Below are 16,419 nucleotides of genomic sequence, written 5' to 3'. Positions count from 1 at the left end.
TCGGTCAGGCCGATGCGGCACCGGGCGTCCGGGTCAGGACTCGGTCGACGGCTCCAGCGGTCCGAGTTCCGCGGTCAGGACCTCCTGCACGACGCGCATCGCGGCCAGTCCGGCCGGTGCCCCGCAGTAGGCGCTGGCGTGGATCACCGTTTCGACGATCTCGGTGCGGGTCAACCCGTTTCGCAGCGCGCCGCGGACGTGGCCACGCAGTTCGTTCTCCGCCCGCAGGGCGATCAGCATGCCCAGGTTGATCAGGCTGCGACTGCGGCGGTCGAGGCCGGGGCGCGTCCAGACCGATCCCCACACGTTCGCGGTGACGAACTCCTGAAGTGCCTCGCTGTCCGTTCCCCGGGTGCGCTCGAAGGCCGCGTCCACGAAGTCCGCACCCATGACCTCGGTGCGGACCGCGAGCCCGGCGTCGAATGCGGGGGAGGCGGGGGAGATGGAGGTGTCGTCCTGATTGCTCATTTGACCTGGTCTTTCCGTGGGTAGTCCGGCGGCACCGTCGCGGGCGCCGCACCCGGAATCGTACCCGTGGAGCGTCCGTGGCCCGGGGCCGCCGGGAGGGGCCGCTACCGGCCGCGCGCATACCGGAGCGTGCCGGTCACGGCGCCGAGAAGGACGTTGCGCCAACTGAAGTAGTCCCGCCACACGGCGATCTTCCCGTCGCGCATCTCGAAGGTGCCGCACACCCAGAAGGTCGAACGCAGCGGGCCGAGTGTCAGCGTGTCCGTCCGCTCGACGAGCACCGCGTCGCCGTCGCTGGCGATGTGGTGCACGACGGCCTCGAACCGGCACCGTGGCCGGGCCGCGGCCCGCAGCGCCCGGGTGACCGTCGGCAGCCCCCGGAGGGTGGGCAGCGTCGTGTTCCGCCACACCACGTCCGGGGTGAGAAACGTACCGGCACGAGGGACGTCGAGCGCGTCGAGTGCGGCGAAGAACTCGGTCACCGTCGCCACGGCGGCGTCGCGACGGTCGGTCGATGCGGTGGGATCCACGGGTGCTCCTGGGGACGGTGCCGGGCCCGGTCGGGGCAGGTAGAGCCTATCGGGGTTGACGGGGCCTGTGACTCACGTCACTATGTCCTGATGCGGAGAGCGGGTAGCGCGGTCCTCTCGGTTGTCGTCGCGACGTTGCTCGCCCTGCTGTGTGCGCCACACGCGGTCGCGCAGGGTCCGTGGTTCGACCAGGCGGTCGGCTCCGCGAACCAGGTGATCGCCGTCCGCGGCTCGGGTGCGGGTACCACCGTCGAGGCCTGGCAGCGCTCCCCGCTGGGCTGGCACCGGATCTCGCCGGCGATTCCCGCGGAGGTGGGGGCCGCCGGTTTCGCGGCGGAGGCGGCGGACGGCGTGCCGGCCACTCCGGAGGGCGTGTTCAGCCTCGACGCGGCGTTCGGCACCCAGCCTTCCCCGGGCGGCGGGCTGCCCTACCGGGTGGTGGGCCCGGACGACTGGTGGGACGGCGACCAGCAGAGTCCGACCTACAACACCCACCAGGTGTGCCCACCCGGCAGTTGCGGCTTCGACGAGTCGCAGAGCGAGCAGCTCGCGATCCCGGCCTACCGCTACGCGGTGGTGATGGGCGTCAACGCGGAGCGGCGGCCGGGCGGGGGCGGCGCGTTCTTCCTGCACGTGGCCAACGGCCAGCCCACCGAGGGCTGTGTCGCCGTCGACGAGGCCCCGCTGGTGTGGCTGATCCGCTGGCTGCGGCCCGGCGCGGTCATCGCGATCACGGCGTGAGGAGACTCTCGTGGCTGGTGACCGGTCCACCCCGCCGGCGGACGCGAAGTCCGTCGCGGTACGGAGCGTCGGCTCATGGCCGCGGGCGGCCGCGACGACTTCGGCGCCGTCGTCCATCCGGACGGCGTCAACCGCGAGAGTGTGACCGAGCCGCCGCGGACCCGGGGCCGCGGGCCGGACGCGTGGTACGCGACCGCACTGTGGCTCCGCCAGGCATTCGCGGACCTGAGGTTCGAGGTTCGGCACGTGGCCGCGGACGGCGACCTGGTGGCGGTGGAGGTGGCCATGAGCGGCCGCCAGGTCGGGCAGTTCCTGACCTACGACGCGGACGGCGAGGTCGACCAGGCGTTTCCGTCGAACGGCGGGAGTTTCACTGTCCTCCAATCGCATTGGGTCCGCATCGAGGACGGACTGGTCATCGAGCACTGGGCGACGCGGGACGACCTCGGCCTGGCGCAGCAGCTCGGGTGGATACCGCCCAGCCCGGTCTACCTGGCGCGGATGGTGTGGGCCGGGCGTCGGGCACGGAAGGCGCCACCCGGCTGAGGTGCGCGGCTCCTCGTCCGGCCGGGATCGGGCGTGGCGCTCACTCCTCGACCTTCGCCATGGCGAGCACGTCGAGGCGTTGGTCGAGCTCCGCCTCGGAGAGCGTGTCGCCGATCAGTCCCCGGTCGATCACGGTCTGCCGGATCGTCTTCTTCTCCCTCAGTGCCTGCTTGGCGACGGCGGCCGCCTCCTCGTAGCCGATCGCGGAGTTGAGGGGCGTGACGATGGACGGGGACGACTCGGCGAGGGTCCGCAGGCGTTCGGTGTCGGCCTCGAGTCCGGCAACGCACCGGTCGGCGAACAGCCGGGAGACGTTGGCCAGCAACCGAAACGACTCGAGCAGGTTGCGCGCCATCACCGGGATGTACACGTTGAGCTCGAAGGCGCCCGCCGCGCCGCCCCAGGCGACGGTGGCGTCGTTGCCGATCACCTGCGCCGCGACCTGGGTGACGGCCTCGGGCAGAACCGGGTTGACCTTGCCGGGCATGATCGAGCTGCCGGGCTGCAGGTCCGGCAGGTGCAGCTCGCCCAGCCCGGTCAGCGGTCCGGAGCCCATCCACCGGATGTCGTTGGCGATCTTCGTCAGTGACACCGCGACGGTGCGCAGCGCGCCGGACGCCTCCACCAGGCCGTCGCGCGCGGCCTGCGCCTCGAAGCTGTTCTGTGCCGGGGTCAGGGAGTCCAGTCCGGTCGACTTGACAAGTTCCGCAACAACTTTGGGTCCGAACCCGTCGGGGGCGTTGAGCCCGGTGCCGACCGCGGTGCCGCCGATCGGCAGCTCGCCGAGGCGGGGGAGCGTCGCCATGACGCGTTCGACGCCCGCCTCGATCTGCCGGGCGTAGCCGCCGAACTCCTGGCCGAGGGTGACCGGGACGGCGTCCATCAGGTGGGTGCGGCCGGACTTGACCACGGTCCGCCACTGCGCGGCCTTGTCGCCGAGGGCCAGACGCAGGTGGTCGAGTGCGGGGATCAGGTGGGTGACCGCGGCCTCGGTCGCGGCGACGTGCGTCGCGGTGGGGAACGTGTCGTTGGAGGACTGCGACATGTTCACGTGGTCGTTGGGGTGCACCTCGACCCCGTGGGCCAGGGCGATGCTCGCGATGACCTCGTTGGCGTTCATGTTCGAGCTGGTGCCGGACCCGGTCTGGAAGACATCGATCGGGAACTGGTCGTCGTGGCGGCCGTCGGCGATCTCGTTCGCGGCGGCGACGATCGCGTCGGCCTTGTCGGCGTCGAGCAGCCCGAGGTCCTTGTTGACCTGTGCGCACGCGGCCTTGAGCAGACCCATCGCGCGGATCTGGGCGCGTTCGAGGCCGCGGCCGCTGATCGGGAAGTTCTCGACGGCGCGCTGAGTCTGCGCGCGCCAGAGTGCGTCCTTGGGGACCCGGACCTCGCCCATGGTGTCGTGCTCGATCCGGAACTGCGATTCGCTGTTGTCCGTCATGCCAACCAAGCTTGCCACCAGAAACAACTGTCCGCGCCCTCCTCCGATCGAGACCGGGGGAGGGCGCGGACAGCGGGCGGATCAGAAGGTGGGCGGAACCGCGCCCTCTTCGCCGTCGAAGTCGACGGACGAGTACTCGCGCAGCTTCTCGAGGCGGTGGTACGCGTCGATCATGCGCACGGTGCCGGACTTGCTGCGCATCACGATGGACTGGGTGCTCGCGCCGCCGCCGTAGTAGCGGACGCCGCGCAGCAGGTCGCCGTCGGTGACGCCGGTCGCGGTGAAGAAGACGTTCTCGCCGGAGACCAGGTCCTCGGTGAGCAGCACGCGGTCCAGGTCGTGGCCCGCGTCGATGGCCTTCTGGCGCTCGTCGTCGTCGGTCGGGGCGAGCCTGCCCTGCAGTGCGCCGCCCATGCAGCGCATCGCGGCCGCGGCGATGATGCCCTCGGGGGTGCCGCCGATGCCGACCAGCATGTCGGTGCCGGACTCGGGGCGGGCCGCCGCGATGGCGCCGGCCACGTCGCCGTCCGAGATCAGCCGGATGCGGGCGCCGGTCGCGCGGACCTCCGCGATCAGCTGGGCGTGGCGGGGCCGGTCCAGGATGCAGACGGTGACGTCGGAGACCGACGCCTTCTTGACCTTCGCGACCCGCTTGATGTTCTCGGCCATCGGCGCGGTGATGTCGATGACGTCGGCGGCGTCCGGGCCGACGGCGATCTTCTCCATGTAGAACACGGCGGACGGGTCGAACATCGCGCCGCGCTCGGCGACGGCCAGCACGGAGATCGCGTTCGGCATGCCCTTGGACATCAGCGTGGTGCCGTCGACCGGGTCGACCGCGAAGTCGCAGTCGGGGCCGTCGCCGTTGCCGACCTCCTCGCCGTTGAACAGCATGGGCGCCTCGTCCTTCTCGCCCTCACCGATCACGACGACGCCGCGCATGGACACGCTGCTCACGAGCTGACGCATCGCGTCGACGGCCGCGCCGTCCCCGCCCTCCTTGTCGCCCTTGCCGACCCAGCGGCCGGCGGCAAGTGCGCCTGCCTCGGTGACGCGCACCAACTCGAGTGCGAGGTTGCGGTCGGGGGCCTCGCGGCGACTCGATGGGGTGCTGGCCGTCATGGGCAGTGCCTCCTTGCACGCGACGCTGTTGGCGTCGGCATAGGTTTCTTCTCCGGGGAGAATGTGGTCTCGAAGCGTGATTGTCTCATCACGGGTCGGACCAATTCGTCGTCGGGTTACGGCTCCCGGGTCAGTGACCAGCCGCTGCTCAGGTCGCGGGCCAGCTCGGGCGCGCGCCGAACGACCCGCTGCCGGTCCATGAAGGCGCCGAACGGCTGCGACAGCACCGCCTGCGCCGCCTGCGGGCCGCCGGCGACCAGGCGCGCGTAGGCCGCCGCGGTGTCGCTCGCGATGTACTGCCACCGCGGGGCGCGGTCGGCCCAGTTGAAGCCGGGAAGCGGGGCCTGCAGCCGGAATCCGGCACCGGTCACCGACAGCGGGGAGACCACCCCCGGCGCCTGCGCGCCCGGGATCGCGGGCTGCGCGGCCACGGTGGTGACGTAGGCCAGCACCCGGCCGACGCCGTCGCGGCCCGCGGCCGTGGCGTCCCACTGGTCGGCGACGATCTGGTTCTGCTCCCGGTCGGCCATCCGCAGCGTGCCATCGGCGAGGCCGGCGGGGGTGCCCGAGAAGATCGCGTCCCACGCGGCCCGGGCGTTGTCGTCGAGCAGGCCCGCCGCGCCGAGTTCCTCGACGGCCGGGCGGCCCGCCTCCAGGTAGGCCTCGTGCATGGGCACCATGTCGAAGTAGATGTGCTTCTGCATGATCAGCAGGCGCTTCTGGTACCAGTCCAGGTCCGCCGTCGTGGTGGCCGGGCCCAGTGCGGCGAGGGCCCGCACGTCCGCGGGGAGCGCTGCCGCGGCGTCGGCGGGCAGCGACGCGACGGCCCCGGCGACGGCGGTCCCGAGGGCGTGGACGGCGTCGACGGCGACCAGGTCGCGGCCCATGTCGAGGTCCCAGAAGCCGGCGGCGAAGGACGCGCCGGCCATGCCTGCCATGCCCGCCCAGTTCAGTTCGCCGCGTTCACGCTGGTAGCGGCCGTAGTTCGAGTACACCCGCTCGACCAGGTCGGCGTTCGCGGCGAAGCCCGCGTTCGGGTCCCAGCCGGCCAGGTCGATGCCCGACGCCGCGGTGCCGCGGGCGAGCCAGTACTGGTGCAGCAGCGCGGCGTAGCGGGTCGGCGGGACGCCGTCGGCGCGGGCCGCACTCAGGGCCGCGTCGAGCGCCCCGGGGTCGGTGGGCAGGCGGGGGTCGAGGCCGCCGGCGAGCTCGGCGTCCGAGTTGGCGGGCACGAGGTCGAGGAGGCCGGCGTAACCGGCCGGGGCGCCGGTGGCCGTGGCGGTGGTCGTGGTGGCCACCGCAGCGACACCGAGCAGTGCGACGAGTGTTCGTCGCCGCCAGCGGGCGCGACGCGACGGGCGGGAGGTCTCGGTCGCACTCATGCTGCGATTGAACAACATGTATGTGACTGCCGGTACCGGATTCGCCGCACACGGGAACCGGCACGAGCGCGACCGCGGGCTACTGGGATACTGGTGCCCGTGGCCGCCGACAAACCCCGAATTCTGCACAACAACCGCGACATGCTGCTCTCGATGCTGCCGTTGGTGCTGATCTGTCTGGTCATCGCGGGTATCGCGAGCCAGTGCACGCTCAGCCCCGGCGGACCGACGCCGGGTCAGGTGCCGCACGTCGACATCAACGCGGTGCTCAAGTACGACGCCCGCGACCTCGGGTTCCCGATCCGCAACCCGGGCGTGCCCGAGGGCTGGCAGCCGAACTCCGGCAGCCGCGGCACCGTCGCGGGCGATCACGGCGGCGACGTCAGCACCGTCGGCTTCATCACCGACAAGGGTCGCTTCGTGCAGCTGACCCAGAGCTCGGCGAGCGAGGAGACGCTGGTGCCGTGGGTGGCCGGCGACAACCGCAGCCCGTCCGGCGCGGAGCAGGTCGGCGCAGAATCGTGGACGCTCTACCCCCAGGAGGGCAGCGAGCAGATCTGGGTCACCGACCTCGGCGACGTGCGCGTCCTGCTCACCGGCAGCGGGTCGACGGAGGAGTTCACCACGCTCGCCGACGCGGTCGGTGCGGCGCAGCCCATCGTTCCCTGACGCGCCCGCCGCGCCGGCCGGCCGGGACTCGGCCGGCGTTGCGGGACTAGTCGGACCCGGACTCGTCGGCGTGCGAGAGGGCCTTCTCCACCCGGGCCCGCGCACCCGCGAGGTGTTCCTCGCAGCGCTCGGCCAGGGCCTCGCCCCGCTCCCACAGCGCCAGCGAGTGGTCCAGGTCCAGTCCGCCCTGCTCGAGCATCTTGACCACCTCGGCCAGCTGGTCGCGCGCGGCCTCGTAGCCGAGTTCCGCCACCGGTTCGTTCACTTCTTCTCTCCTGACTTGTCGCGGCCCATGACGGCCGCGATGACCGCGCCGTCGCCCACTCGTACCCGCAGCTGGGTGCCGGGCGGTGCGTCGTCCACGAACCGAAGCACCTCGGGATCGGCGCCCGGCACCATCTTCTGCACCACCGCGTAGCCGCGGGCCAGCGTCGCCGCCGGCCCCAACGTGGTCAGCCGCGCGGCGAGGTGCTCGACGACCGTCGCCTGGCCGTCGAGGAGCCGGGTGACGTCCCGGCGCCCCGCCGCCCGTAGCCGGTCGACGTCCTCGGCGCGGCGTTCCACGGCGGCCAACGGGTCGGCCAGCACCGGCCGGCTGCGCAGGTCCGCGAGCGAGCGCGCCTCGCGGGCCACCCAGTTCCGCAGGGCCGCGGCCCCGCGGGAGCGGAACTCCGAGACCAGCGCCTGCTCGGCGGCGGCGTCGGGCACCACCCGCTTGGCCGCGTCGGTGGGGGTGGCGGCGCGGACGTCGGCGACGTGGTCGCACAGCGGGTTGTCCGGTTCGTGGCCGATCGCGCTGACCACCGGGGTGGTGCACTTGGCGATGGCGCGGCACAGCGTCTCGTCGGAGAACGGCAGCAGGTCCTCGACGCTGCCGCCGCCGCGCGCGAGCACGATCACGTCGACCTCGGGGTTCTCGTCGAGTTCGCCGAGCGCCGCCACGATCTGCGCGGTCGCGGTCGGTCCCTGCACCGCGGTGTTCCGGACCTCGAACCGGACGGCCGGCCACCGAGTTCCGGCGACGCTGAGGACGTCGCGTTCGGCGGCGCTGGCCCGGCCGGTGATCAGCCCGACGGTGCGCGGCAGGAACGGCAGCGGGCGCTTGAGGCGGGGGTCGAACAGGCCCTCCGCGTTCAGGAGGGCACGGAGGCGCTCGATCCTGGCCAGCAGCTCGCCGATGCCCACCGCCCGGATCTCGGTCACGCGCAGCGAGATGGTGCCGCGTCCGGTGTAGTACGACAGCTTCCCGAACATCACCACCCGGCTGCCCTCGGTCAGCGGGACGGGGGAGTCGCGGATCAGGGTGGGCGAGCAGGTCACCGACAGCGACATGTCGGCGGACGCGTCGCGCAGCACCAGGAACGCGGTGCGGGTGCCGGGACGGACGTTGATCTGGGTGATCTGACCCTCGACCCAGATGCTGCCGAGTCGGTCGATCCACTGCGCCACCTTCGTCGAGACCGACCGCACCGGCCACGGGTTCTCGGCCGAGTTCGACGTCTGCGCGGACGGCGGGCCGCCCGGCCGGCTGGTCTGGGCGGAAGTCACTTGGCGGTGGCGGTGGTGATCCGGTTGCCGAGCATCGTCTGGAACGGGGCCCGGGACCGGGCGGCGTTCTCGTACTCGAGCAGTGCGGTGAGCTCCGGGACGGACAGGGAGCGCAGCCGCGCGCGCAGCTGGGCCAGGGTGAGGTTGTCGTAGTCCAGGTACTCGGCGATCTCCGGCGCGGCGGCCGCACCGCCGGTCCCCGCCTCGGGTTTCGGCGATGCCGGCGTCGCCGCGGGTGCGACCGGGTCGGCGTCGGCGCCGGCCGGCATCGAGTAGAGCTCGAACCGGCCCTGGTTGGCGGGCTTGGCGGAGGTGGCACCGTTTCCGGTGGCCGTCGCCTTGCCGTTGGCCGGGGTGGGCGCCTCGTCCTCGTCGAACGTCGCCCACGTCGGCTGCTCCTGGTCGGTGTGGAACAGCACCGACAGCGCCTCGTCGCCCTTGATGGCCAGCGCCGTGACCGACTGCTGAACCCGCATGGTCGTCTGCAGCATCTGGCTGACCGCCGTCATCGGCAGCGAGACCGCCGTGCTCGGCAGCTTCTGTACCTCTTCGACGACGGTGACGGCGATCCCGGCGGCCACTCGGGCGGCGAAAGGAGGACGAATCATGGTCCTAGCCTGCCTCACCGACGCCCCGATGGGTAGCCGACCGGGCCGTCCACGCCTGATCCGACCGCACCCGAGTGGCCCCCGTACCCTTGAGGCATGTCTTCTGCTGTCCCCTTGAACCTGGGTATCGCCCGTTCCGGTACTTCCGCGACGGGTACCACCGGCAAGCGCATCCTGCTCGCGGAGCCGCGTGGGTACTGCGCCGGCGTCGACCGCGCCGTCGAGACGGTGGAGCGGGCGCTGGAGAAGCACGGCGCGCCGCTCTACGTCCGCAAGGAGATCGTGCACAACCGGCACGTGGTCGAGACGCTGACCGAGCGGGGCGTGGTCTTCGTCGACGAGACCGACGAGGTTCCGGAGGGTTCGGTCCTGGTGTTCTCCGCGCACGGGGTGTCCCCGGCCGTGCACGAGGCCGCGGCGGAGCGCAGCCTGCACACCATCGACGCCACCTGCCCGCTGGTCACCAAGGTGCACCAGGAGGTCAAGCGGTTCGCCCGCGACGACTACGACATCCTGCTGATCGGGCACGAGGGTCACGAAGAGGTCGAGGGGACCGCGGGTGAGGCGCCCGAGCGCGTGCAACTGGTCGACGGCCCCGACTCGGTGGAGGCGATCACCGTCCGGGACGAGTCGAAGGTGATCTGGCTCTCGCAGACGACGCTGAGCGTCGACGAGACGATGGCGACGGTCGCGCGACTCCGGGAGAAGTTCCCGCTGCTGCAGGACCCGCCGAGCGACGACATCTGTTACGCCACCCAGAATCGTCAGGTCGCGGTGAAGGCGATGGCGCCGGAGTGCGATCTGGTGATCGTGGTGGGGTCGCGGAACTCGTCGAACTCGGTCCGGCTGGTGGAGGTCGCGCTGGGCGCCGGCGCGAAGGCCAGCTACTTGGTCGACTACGCCCGCGAAATCGACCTCGGGTGGCTGGACGGGGTGCAGACGGTGGGCATCACCTCGGGCGCCTCGGTGCCGGAGATCCTCGTCAGTGGGGTCATCGAGTTGCTCGCCGAACACGGTTTCCAGGACGTGCAGTCCGTGACGACGGCAAACGAGACGCTGGTGTTCTCGCTGCCGCGCGAACTGCGGAAGCCCGCGACACCGAGCGTCTAGCCCGGACCGGCCGCCGCGGCGCTCCTACGGAGCGTCGTGCCGGTCGCGGTACCGGACCTGCGGGAGCGGATGGACCGGGACGTCGGGGTCGGCCGGCTGGGTGTACTGCTCGGCCGCGTGTCCGACCGGTTCCGACTGACGGGCGTACTGCCGGGTGGCCGGTTCCGGCCGGAGCCTGGCCGCGGGCACCGGAGCGGACGCGGGCCGGAACGGTTCACGCGGCGACCCGCCGGTGGACGCGGCGCGGTGGGAGCGTCGATCGCCCTCCACGTCCAGTCGCCGGTCCCGGTCGAACTGATCGGTCAGGTCGAACTGACCGCTGTCGAGTTGGGGCTCGGCGACCCGTCGCCGCGCGCCGGTGGAGTTCTCGCCGCCGCGGGTGCGACGGCCCGACTGCGCGTGGACCTGGGTGTGCGGCGCGGTCGCGGGCCGGCTCGCCGGTCGGGCGGGGGCTGCGGTGGGCTCCGCCGTGCCGCGCGCCGCACGCGCAGGCTGCGGCCGCGCCTGGTGGTTCAGGTAGCGCCGGCCGGCCGTGATCGCGAGGACGACGAGCGCCGTCACCAGCATCAGGGGAAAGCGGTTGACCAACGGGAGTGCGGTGTTGAAGATCAGGTCCTTCATGCCGCCGCCGGTGCCGGGGGTGAGGCTCTGGTACGCGAGCGGCACGCCGACCACCAGGATCAGCGGCGGCTGGACGGCGGCGGCGAACAGTCCGCGACTGCGGACCGCGAGTGCCGCCCCGACACAGCCGAGGAAGTAGAAGACCGCGAACGCCGACGTCAGCTCTGTCCCGCGCATGGCGTCGAGGAGAAACCCGACAAATGTGGCGCCCACCGCGATGAGAACCGCGCCCCAGGCCGGGACGCCGGGGACCGTTGGGAGAATTGACCGCACATCGAGCGGCACCCCAGAGCGAGCACGTTGGGTTGCTGACACCCTACGAGACTAGCGGTTCACGACCCGATCGCCTCGTTGGCGGGACCGTGCGCGTGCCCGAGATCGGTGAGGCCGACCGTCCGTGGCCAGGAATCGATGCGGCTGACCTCCGGTACCTCGCCGTCGCCGACCTCCAGGTCGTGAAGCTTGCGTGCGGTCACCGCGACCCGCGTCTCCATCGACGCGGCGGTGAGGTTGAACGACTCGACCGCCTTGCCGAGCTGCGAACCGAGCCGGTCCAGGTGGTTTCCGACGATGCCGAGCCGGCCGTACAGCTCACGGCCGAGTCGGTGGATGGTGTCGGCCTCGCGGGAGAGGGTCTCCTGTCGCCAGGTGTGCGCGATGGTCCGCAGAAGTGCGACCAGGGTGGTCGGCGTCGCGAGGATCACATTCTTCGCGAAGGCGTGCTCGAGCAGTCCGGAGTCGGCGGTCAGCGCGGCGTCGAGGAACGAGTCTCCGGGAACGAACAGGACCACGAACTCGGGAGTGGGGTCGAACGACGCCCAGTAGGCCTTGGCGGAGAGTTGGTCCACGTGGGTGCGCAGCTGTCGGGCATGGCGCACCAGGTGCGTGTCCCGGGTCGAGACGTCCTCCTCCTGTGCCGCGTCGAGGAACGCGGCCAACGGGACCTTCGCGTCGACCACGATGTTCTTCCCGCCGGCCAGCCGCACCACCAGGTCCGGCCGCACGCCCTCCTCGCTCACCTGGGTCTCGAAGTCGCAGTGCTTGACCATCCCGGCAAGCTCCACCACCCGTTCGAGCTGGATCTCGCCCCACCGACCCCGGACCTGGGGTGCGCGCAGCGCGGTCACCAGCTGGCCGGTCTGAGTGGTCAGCAACTGAGAGGCCCGGCGCATCCCGGCGACCTGCTCGGTGAGACCGGCGTAGGCGTGCACCCGGCTGCGCTCGACCTGCTGCACCTGCACGGACAGGGCGTCGACGGCGTCGTGCAGCGGCCCGACCAGGTGCGCGACCTGCTCGCCCACCGCCCCGGACGTGCGTCGGGCCGCGTCCTCGTTCACCGACGAGAGGGACTGCCGGAGCAGCTTCTCGTTGTCACGGAGCGCGGCGAGTTGAGCCTCCGCGCGCGCGGCGTGCTGGCCGGTCCGGGAGGCGTGCCAGAGCCAGCCGACCGCGATGCCGAGGCAGAGCGAGACGAGGAGTCCGAAGCCGGTGACGGGTTCCATGCCGAGATAGTGCACGAGGGCACCGACATGCCTCCGGCGGTCGGGGAGAGGTGCACGTCAATGGGCCTGTCGGTGGGGTGAACTACGGTCGGCGCATGCGAATCCTGCACACCTCCGACTGGCACATCGGGCGCACCTTCCACGGGGTGGACCTGCTGGCCGACCAGGCACTGGTGCTCGACGCCGTCGCCGACCTGGTCGCGGAGCACGCCGTCGACGTCGTGGTGGTGCCGGGGGACGTCTACGACCGGGCCATCCCCAGCGCCGATGCGGTCACCGTGTGCAACAAGGGCTTCGAGGCGATCCGTGCGGCGGGTGCGGTGATCGTCGCGACCTCCGGGAACCACGACTCCCCGGCCCGGCTCGGCGCCGGCGCGGCCTTCTCGGCGGCGGGCGGACTGCACCTGATGACGCGGGTGTCGGAGGTGGACCGGCCGGTGGTGCTCGAGGACGAGCACGGTCCGGTCGCGTTCTACGGGATCCCGTACCTCGAACCGGAGGCCACCCGCGCCGAACTGGGGGTGCCGTCGGCGCGATCGCACGCCGCGATCCTCGATGCGGCGATGACGCGGATCAGGACGGAGCTGGGCGGCCGCGCCGTCGACGGCACGCCGCCGCGCGCGGTCCTGCTCGCGCACGCGTTCGTGGTCGGTGCCGAGTCCACCGGCTCGGAGCGGTCCATCTCGGTCGGCGGGGTGGAGACCGTCGCCGCCTCGGCGTTCGACGGGGTCGACTACGTCGCGCTCGGCCACCTGCACTCGCCGCAGACCCTCACCGACCGGGTCCGCTACTCCGGTTCCCCGCTGCCGTACTCGTTCGGGGAGCGCTCGCACCGCAAGGCGGTGTGGATCGTCGACCTCGACGCGGACGGCCTGCGCGAGGTGGTCCGGCACGACCTGCCGGTGGTGCGCGGGCTCAGCCAGCTCACCGGCACCGTCGAGGAGTTGCTCACCGGGGACCAGTTCGCGGCGGCCGAGGCAGACTACGTGTCCGCGGTCCTCACGGACCCGGTCCGTCCGCAGGACGCCATGCGCACGCTGCGCGAGCGCTTCCCGCACATGGTGCACCTCGAGTGGAACCGGCCGGAGGGCGTGACCGACCTGCGGTACCGGGAGAAGGTGCGCGGCCGCACCGACGCCCAGATCGCGACCAGTTTCCTGACCGACATGCGCAGCGAGCCCACCTCGGGGGAGACCCGACTGCTGGAGCAGGCGTTGAGCTTTGCGGTCCGGGAACCGGAGAATGCGGCCGTCGCCGCGGAGGACATCGCATGAGACTGCACGAACTGGAGATCTCGGCGTTCGGCCCGTTCGGCGACACCGCGACCGTGAACTTCGACGCGCTCGGCGCCGACGGGCTGTTCCTGTTGCACGGCCAGACCGGTGCCGGCAAGACGACGGTGCTCGACGCGGTGGCCTTCGCGCTGTACGGCACCGTCCCCGGCGCACGCCAGCAGGGCAAGCGCCTGCTGTCCGATCATGCCGCGCCCGGTGCGGTGCCGAAGGTGGTGCTCGAGGCCACCATCGGCGGCCGCCGGCTGCGACTGACCCGCAGCCCCGAGTACCAGCGACCGAAGCTGCGCGGTACCGGCACCACCAAGGAGAACGCGAAGGCCACGCTCGAGTGGCTGGACGGGCACGGCCAGAACCTGACCCGGCTCGACGAGATCGGCGAGGCCGTAGGCCGGCTGCTCGGGATGAGCTCCGACCAGTTCTTCCAGGTGGTGCTCCTGCCGCAGGGAGATTTCGCGCGGTTCCTGCGCGCGGACACCGACGAGCGGGGAACCCTGCTCGAGCGGCTCTTCGACACCTCCCGTTTCGGTACGGTCGAGGACTGGTTCGTCACGCGGCGACGGGAGAGCGCCGCCAAGCTCGAGGCGAGCCGAAAGTCGGTGGATCTCATGGTCGCCCGGGTCTCCACGGCCGCGGGCATCGAGGCGGGCGCGGACGCGGAACCGCTGGTGTGGGCGCGCAAGCTCGAGGCCGACGCCGCGGACGTTTCGGCCCGCGCGCTGCTGGAACTGGCCGACGCTGAGGCGCTCGCCTCCCGCGCCGCCGCCGAGCTCGCCGAGGCCAGACGGGTGCAGCGTCTGCAGCAGCGGGCCGCCCAGGCGCGGGCGGAACTCGCCGCCCACCAGCAGGCGACGCCGGTCCGCGAGGCCCTGGCCGACGAGCTCGGCCGGGCCCAGCGCGCAGCGCCCGTCGCGGCCCTGCGCGCCGAGGCGATGGCCGCGGCCGACGTCGCGGCCGGGGAACTGACACGGATGACGGACCTGGCCGCGAAGATCGGCGCGGCAGGCGAGGGGGCGGACCTGCTCGCCTGCCTGTCCTGGCCGCCGGCTCCGGCCGACAGCGAGGTGCTCGCGTCCGCGGTACGCGACTGGACCGGCGAGGTGGCACGTATCGACGAGCTCATCGCCGAGTCGCTCGCCGCCGACGCCCTGCAGGACTCGATGCGTGCCCACCGGGTCAGCCGCGACGAACTCGACTCCGAGGCAGCAACACTGGCGCGGCGACGCGACGTGTTGCCGGAGCTGGTCCGGGCCGCCGAGGCGGACCTGGACGCGGCCCGGCTGGCCGCGGCCACGGTGCCGGCGCTCGAGCGGGCCAGGGTCGCGGCCACCGAGATGCTGGCCGCCGCCACCGAACTGGCGGTGCAGCGGCGGGCCCAGGCCACGGCCGCACGCGAACTCGCCGGGGCCCGGGACCGTCACCACCAGGCGCGCACCGCGCTGCTCGACGTCCGTGAGCGCAGGCTGGCCGGGATGGCCGCCGAGCTCGCCGCCGGACTGGTCGACGGCGAGCCGTGCGTGGTGTGCGGGGCCGACGAGCACCCGCGGCCCGCCGTCCAGCCGGACTCGGTGGTCACCAAGGCCGACGAGGACGCGGCCCGCGCGGCCGAGCAGCACCGCGCGGACGCGGTCGCCGACGCGTCGGCACAGCTGACGAAGGTGGAACTGGCCGTCGAGGTCCAGATCGAGCGGGGCGGGGACCGGGACGCGGACGAACTGTCGGCCGAGGTGCGTGACGCCACCGAGCGGCATGCCGCCGCCGCGTCACTCGCCGACGGCGAGCCCGGGTCGGCGACGCGGCTCGCGGAGTTGCGGTCGGAATCCGCCCGGGTGCAGGAACGTGCCGCCGCCGTCACCGCCGAGACGGCGGCGCTCGACGCGCAGATCGCCGGCATGGCAACGCAACTCGACCAGATCCGGGCCCGTGTCGCGGCCGCGACGGGCACCGACGAGAGTCCGCGGATTCGCCGTGACCGGCTCGAGGAGCTTGCCGCGGCGGCGTCGCGGCTGCGCGACCAGCGAGCCGCGACCGGGACCGCGCAGGACGCCGCGGAGGCCTTGGCGCAGAAGGTGATCGGGGCTGCCGCCGACGCCGGATTCGCCGCCGTGGATGCCGCCGTCGACGCGGTCAGAGGTGCCGGTCGGATCGCCGAGATGGAGGCCTCGCTGCGGGACGCGCGGGACCTGCAGGTGCGGGTCGAGTCGGTGCTCGCCGAACCCGAGACGGCGGCCGCGGCGTTGCTCGGGCCGGTCGATCCCGCGGAGGCCGAGGCCGCGGACCTGGCGGCGAAGACCGCGGCGAAGGCCGCGGTGGGGGTGTCCGCAGACGCGCAGCGCAGGCTGCAGGACCTCGACCGGCTGGTGGGGCAGCTCGCGGCGGAGGTCCAGGCACTGGCCCCGGCGCAGGCGCGGCACGACGAGTTGGCCGGGCTGGCCGACGTGATCGAGGGCCGTGGGCAGAACGCGCGCAAGATGTCGTTGCGGTCCTACGTGCTGGCGGCCCGGCTCGAGGAGGTCGCGCTGGCGGCGTCCACCCGGTTGCGTCGGATGTCGGCCGGACGGTACGAGTTCGTGCACGCCGACGGCGCCGGCACCGGACGCAAGCGCGGCGGGCTGGGACTCGACATCCGCGACGACTACACCGGGGTGGTGCGGTCGGCGAAGACGCTCTCCGGCGGCGAGTCGTTCCTCGCGTCGCTCTCGCTCGCCCTCGGACTGGCCGACGTCGTGGCCGCGGAGTCCGGCGGGCTGGTGCTGGACACGATGTTCATCGACGAGGGCTTCGGCACCCTCGACGCCGACACCCTCGAGTCGGTGCCCGTGTGCGGCGTCAGCCG

Annotated in this window: 15 protein-coding genes and 1 pseudogene; 6 read left to right on the top strand and 10 right to left on the bottom strand. The window is 72.5% G+C overall.

The window, feature by feature from the left end; genetic code table 11:
• Positions 1-33 precede the first annotated feature (33 nt).
• Together AC1DWC_RS18370 and AC1DWC_RS18365 are read right to left on the bottom strand one after the other, a co-directional pair.
• Entirely contained in the window at positions 34-468 is a 435-nt protein-coding gene (locus tag AC1DWC_RS18370) for a carboxymuconolactone decarboxylase family protein (RefSeq protein ID WP_477910288.1), read from the bottom strand.
• A gap of 104 nt (positions 469-572) precedes the next feature.
• Positions 573-998: a limonene-1,2-epoxide hydrolase family protein gene (locus AC1DWC_RS18365; protein ID WP_477910286.1), complete on the bottom strand. Its 426-nt coding sequence runs from the start codon at positions 996-998 to the stop codon at positions 573-575.
• A gap of 90 nt (positions 999-1,088) precedes the next feature.
• Here AC1DWC_RS18365 and AC1DWC_RS18360 point away from each other — a divergent pair, with 90 nt between their 5' ends.
• Together AC1DWC_RS18360 and AC1DWC_RS18355 are read left to right on the top strand one after the other, a co-directional pair.
• Positions 1,089-1,739, top strand: coding sequence for a L,D-transpeptidase family protein (locus tag AC1DWC_RS18360; RefSeq protein WP_477910284.1), 651 nt, complete (start codon positions 1,089-1,091; stop codon positions 1,737-1,739).
• 75 nt (positions 1,740-1,814) lie between these two features.
• Positions 1,815-2,285, top strand: a complete 471-nt coding sequence (locus tag AC1DWC_RS18355) for an ester cyclase (RefSeq protein WP_477910282.1) — start codon at positions 1,815-1,817, stop codon at positions 2,283-2,285.
• A gap of 40 nt (positions 2,286-2,325) precedes the next feature.
• Here the strand turns inward: AC1DWC_RS18355 and AC1DWC_RS18350 are convergent, their stop codons facing one another.
• From AC1DWC_RS18350 to AC1DWC_RS18340, 3 genes are all read right to left on the bottom strand, one after another.
• Complete coding sequence (locus tag AC1DWC_RS18350; protein WP_477910280.1) at positions 2,326-3,729, bottom strand: class II fumarate hydratase; 1,404 nt, start codon at positions 3,727-3,729, stop codon at positions 2,326-2,328.
• Positions 3,730-3,810: 81 nt separating this feature from the next.
• A complete protein-coding gene (gene glpX / locus AC1DWC_RS18345) occupies positions 3,811-4,851 on the bottom strand; it encodes a class II fructose-bisphosphatase (RefSeq protein WP_477910278.1) in 1,041 nt (346 codons plus the stop codon).
• A 116-nt stretch (positions 4,852-4,967) separates the two neighbouring features.
• A complete protein-coding gene (locus AC1DWC_RS18340) occupies positions 4,968-6,233 on the bottom strand; it encodes a hypothetical protein (RefSeq protein WP_477910276.1) in 1,266 nt (421 codons plus the stop codon).
• Between the two features lie 99 nt (positions 6,234-6,332).
• Between AC1DWC_RS18340 and AC1DWC_RS18335 the strand changes: the two genes are divergently transcribed.
• The gene (locus AC1DWC_RS18335; protein WP_477910274.1) at positions 6,333-6,902 is read left to right on the top strand and encodes a DUF4245 domain-containing protein; all 570 of its coding nucleotides are present in this window, start codon (positions 6,333-6,335) and stop codon (positions 6,900-6,902) included.
• A gap of 46 nt (positions 6,903-6,948) precedes the next feature.
• Here AC1DWC_RS18335 and AC1DWC_RS18330 read toward each other — a convergent pair whose 3' ends face one another.
• The 3 genes from AC1DWC_RS18330 to AC1DWC_RS18320 are packed head-to-tail and all read right to left on the bottom strand — an operon-like array spanning position 6,949 to position 9,058.
• Positions 6,949-7,167: an exodeoxyribonuclease VII small subunit gene (locus AC1DWC_RS18330; RefSeq protein ID WP_072846708.1), complete on the bottom strand. Its 219-nt coding sequence runs from the start codon at positions 7,165-7,167 to the stop codon at positions 6,949-6,951.
• On the bottom strand, positions 7,164-8,450 hold the full coding sequence (gene xseA, locus AC1DWC_RS18325; protein ID WP_477910272.1) for an exodeoxyribonuclease VII large subunit: 1,287 nt from the start codon (positions 8,448-8,450) through the stop codon (positions 7,164-7,166). The genes AC1DWC_RS18330 and xseA overlap by 4 nt, the downstream gene beginning before the upstream one ends.
• A complete protein-coding gene (locus AC1DWC_RS18320) occupies positions 8,447-9,058 on the bottom strand; it encodes a lipid droplet-associated protein (RefSeq protein WP_477910270.1) in 612 nt (203 codons plus the stop codon). The genes xseA and AC1DWC_RS18320 overlap by 4 nt, the downstream gene beginning before the upstream one ends.
• A 96-nt stretch (positions 9,059-9,154) precedes the next feature.
• Here AC1DWC_RS18320 and AC1DWC_RS18315 point away from each other — a divergent pair, with 96 nt between their 5' ends.
• A complete protein-coding gene (locus tag AC1DWC_RS18315; RefSeq protein ID WP_477910268.1) occupies positions 9,155-10,168 on the top strand; it encodes a 4-hydroxy-3-methylbut-2-enyl diphosphate reductase in 1,014 nt (337 codons plus the stop codon).
• 24 nt (positions 10,169-10,192) lie between these two features.
• On the opposite strand, the gene AC1DWC_RS18310 is transcribed toward AC1DWC_RS18315, so the two are convergent.
• Positions 10,193-11,062 carry a DUF6542 domain-containing protein gene (locus AC1DWC_RS18310; RefSeq protein WP_477910266.1) on the bottom strand — a complete coding sequence of 290 codons (870 nt, stop codon included), beginning with the start codon at positions 11,060-11,062 and terminating at the stop codon, positions 10,193-10,195.
• A gap of 59 nt (positions 11,063-11,121) precedes the next feature.
• The gene (locus AC1DWC_RS18305; protein ID WP_477910264.1) at positions 11,122-12,291 is read right to left on the bottom strand and encodes a DNA recombination protein RmuC; all 1,170 of its coding nucleotides are present in this window, start codon (positions 12,289-12,291) and stop codon (positions 11,122-11,124) included.
• 95 nt (positions 12,292-12,386) lie between these two features.
• Here AC1DWC_RS18305 and AC1DWC_RS18300 point away from each other — a divergent pair, with 95 nt between their 5' ends.
• A complete protein-coding gene (locus AC1DWC_RS18300) occupies positions 12,387-13,565 on the top strand; it encodes an exonuclease SbcCD subunit D (RefSeq protein ID WP_477910262.1) in 1,179 nt (392 codons plus the stop codon).
• Positions 13,562-16,399: pseudogene (locus AC1DWC_RS18295) on the top strand (AAA family ATPase); the annotation flags it as partial. The gene AC1DWC_RS18300 and the pseudogene AC1DWC_RS18295, both read left to right, overlap by 4 nt.
• Between the last annotated feature and the right edge of the window lie 20 nt (positions 16,400-16,419).

It is taken from the genome of Rhodococcus sp. P4_C10 (assembly GCF_056402135.1).
The sequence above is the reverse complement of the archived record's forward strand: the minus strand, read 5'-3'. Positions and strand labels throughout refer to the sequence as shown.